Raw genomic sequence first — 2,478 nt, forward strand, 5'->3', positions numbered from 1 at the left:
ATGTTACGGTTGTGCTCAACACTACAGCCAAATTGGTAGTCCTCACGTTTCGAAAACACCATCACGCCGCAATCACTGCTTTTAATGCGAACGTATCGCCCTATGATCAGGATGTTTTTCTGCTGGTCATCAGCAGCAAGCTCGACTTTATATCTGTCTTTGGCGATCGACTCCGATTTAAACCTATCTCGAAACTTAGCTACGAACTCACTCGCATCTGGCTTGTATTTGACGTAGAACGTTGACTTAGGCTCTCTTGCATTCAGCTCTCGAATAAAAGCCACAGAGCGTGACATTGAATCTTCGCTGATCGTTGTATCAAACTCGAAGCGTTCTTCTAGTTGCTCAATAACACTGGTGTTCGTGCTATCAACATGCGTACAAGCAGAGGCAAGCAGTACTAGTAGAGTAATAGCGATCCATTTCATCAGTTGAACCCTCCTTGGTTGATTGTGTTTTCTAGCTCTGGCTCATCAAGTTCAGAAAGGTCGATTCTCAGGAGTCGTTCAAGGTCGCTGGTACGCCTAAAGCTCGGCAGTTTGACCTGCTCTTGCTCAACTGGATCGACTAAATTAACCGTAGCGACGATAATGAGTTCAGTTTTAGAGCGGTTAGTAGAGGTGTGACTGAACAGTGCGCCCAAGATTGGGATGTCACCCAAAATTGGAATCTTGGTTAACGATTCACGCTCTTCTGAAGTCAGCAGTCCTGCGAGTACAAAGCTTTGGCCATCTTTCAAATGGACCGTAGTTTGGGCTCTTCTAGTACGTAACGAAGGCACGGAAATAAGCCCGGTCGTGGTCTTATTTGATTCATCAATTGAGCTCACTTCTGGTATCAAGGTTAAGCGGATGTTCTCTGTATCCGTGACCTTTGCCACCATCGCCAATTTAACACCATACTCTTTATAGGAGATGGTAATGCCATCTTCGTCTCGCACCGCGATTGGGATTTCACCACCCGCTAGGAAGCTAGCCTGTTCGCCAGAAATAACGGATAGATTGGGCTCTGCCAGCACGCGTCCAATCTTGTCATCACCGCTCGCAGAAATAACAGCAACAATATCCTGAGCGGTAAAGTCGAGCAGCTTATTAACAAAAGTACCTGGCTCACCGCTGTCACTATAAGTCACACCCAACTCGGTTAAAAATGAACTCGAGACTTCCGCAACCGTTAGTTTTACGTTGATCTGCTCGGTGGTAAGCACTTTTAAGTTATTAATCACTTGGTCGTAGTTGTATTGTGCGGTGTACTCTATTTCGTCGAGCGCTTCACCGTCTGCATCTTTGAGTTCGTAAGCGGCACGACGACGTTCTTTATTAAGCATTTCACCGACAAGGCGGTTGATCTTCTGTTTAATCTCTTCACTGCCAACAATACCATCGAGTACCACTTGATCACCGATATTGGAAACCACTACGTTTTCATCAGGGAATCGTGCGATTAGCGTCTGCTTTAGTAGCCTTAGACTTTGATTAACCACCAATTCAGCATTGTAAATTTCGTTTCCGCCACGATCATAAACAATCACTGAAGTAGTGCCTTGGCCAACGCCATAAACGACAACCTTGTTTTCATCAATAATTTTGTAGTCAGCGATCTCTTGGTTCGCTACAAATACTGTCGATATTTGTCTCTTTAAATTAATGGTCTTCGCCGCACCTTGATCTAAGTTCATTAAGTCAGATGCGAGCAATGGGCAAGAGAGAATTGCAGACAATAGCAAGGCTATATGTTGTTTGTTTAAATTCATGTTAGTCCTTACCACGTAGTTCTCTGACACCAAACTGTGTTTCTAATAAGTCACTACTGCGAATAGATAAATAGCGGTTTTCAATTTCTGAAGGAATGATATTTACATCCCCAATTTTTTGAGCCATTTCGAGTTTCAATACACTGCGCATATTTAGAGCAATAACTAAGCTGTATTTTTTATCTTCAGCATCTTGTGAATCGGTATCTTCGCTACCTTTAATCACCTGTAATACTCGCGCTCCACTAATAATGACTCGGCTGACCAAATCACCGATGTCTCCATATCCACTCTCTACTAGGTTTGATTTTGAAGATGTAGTAGAAACAAAGCTCACTTTATCGCCAGGAGTAAGAGTCGATGTTTGTACAACCCCGATGCCTGTTACTTCATAAAAATAAGGCAATTCGCCATCATTAAGCGACAGATACATATAATCTCGGTCTCCTGGGTTTGAAATCATCTCTTGTGTTAAATAAGTACCTTCTTTGATGTCTTCTTTAAAAAGAGCCCCAGGTTGAACAACAATGTCTTTTTCTAAGGTATAGTAATAGCCGTCTAAATCCGATATATGGACAAACTTCTTCTCGTAAAAATTGGGAGTCAAGGGTTGAGAGCGCTTGATCTCTTGTTGAGCGACTAAAATACTCACTTTGAGTTCTTCTTTTTTCTGGACTTGTTGTGGCTCTTTGTCCGATGAAATATAATTACTATTGATATATATC

Annotated in this window: 3 protein-coding genes; all 3 read right to left on the reverse strand. The window is 42.5% G+C overall.

The features are described 5' to 3' along the window. On the reverse strand, window positions 1-428 hold a 428-nt coding region (locus BCT81_RS25550), incomplete at its 3' end, for an ATPase (protein WP_102426280.1). Continuing rightward, window positions 428-1,753, reverse strand: a complete 1,326-nt coding sequence (locus tag BCT81_RS25555; protein ID WP_004737214.1) for a pilus assembly protein N-terminal domain-containing protein — start codon at window positions 1,751-1,753, stop codon at window positions 428-430. The genes BCT81_RS25555 and BCT81_RS25550, both read right to left, overlap by 1 nt. A 1-nt stretch (window position 1,754) precedes the next feature. Continuing rightward, a complete protein-coding gene (locus BCT81_RS25560; RefSeq protein WP_102426281.1) occupies window positions 1,755-2,477 on the reverse strand; it encodes a pilus assembly protein CpaB in 723 nt (240 codons plus the stop codon). Window position 2,478: the final 1 nt, after the last annotated feature.

Source organism: Vibrio sp. 10N.261.52.A1, assembly GCF_002876325.1.
Taxonomy (GTDB): domain Bacteria; phylum Pseudomonadota; class Gammaproteobacteria; order Enterobacterales; family Vibrionaceae; genus Vibrio; species Vibrio chagasii.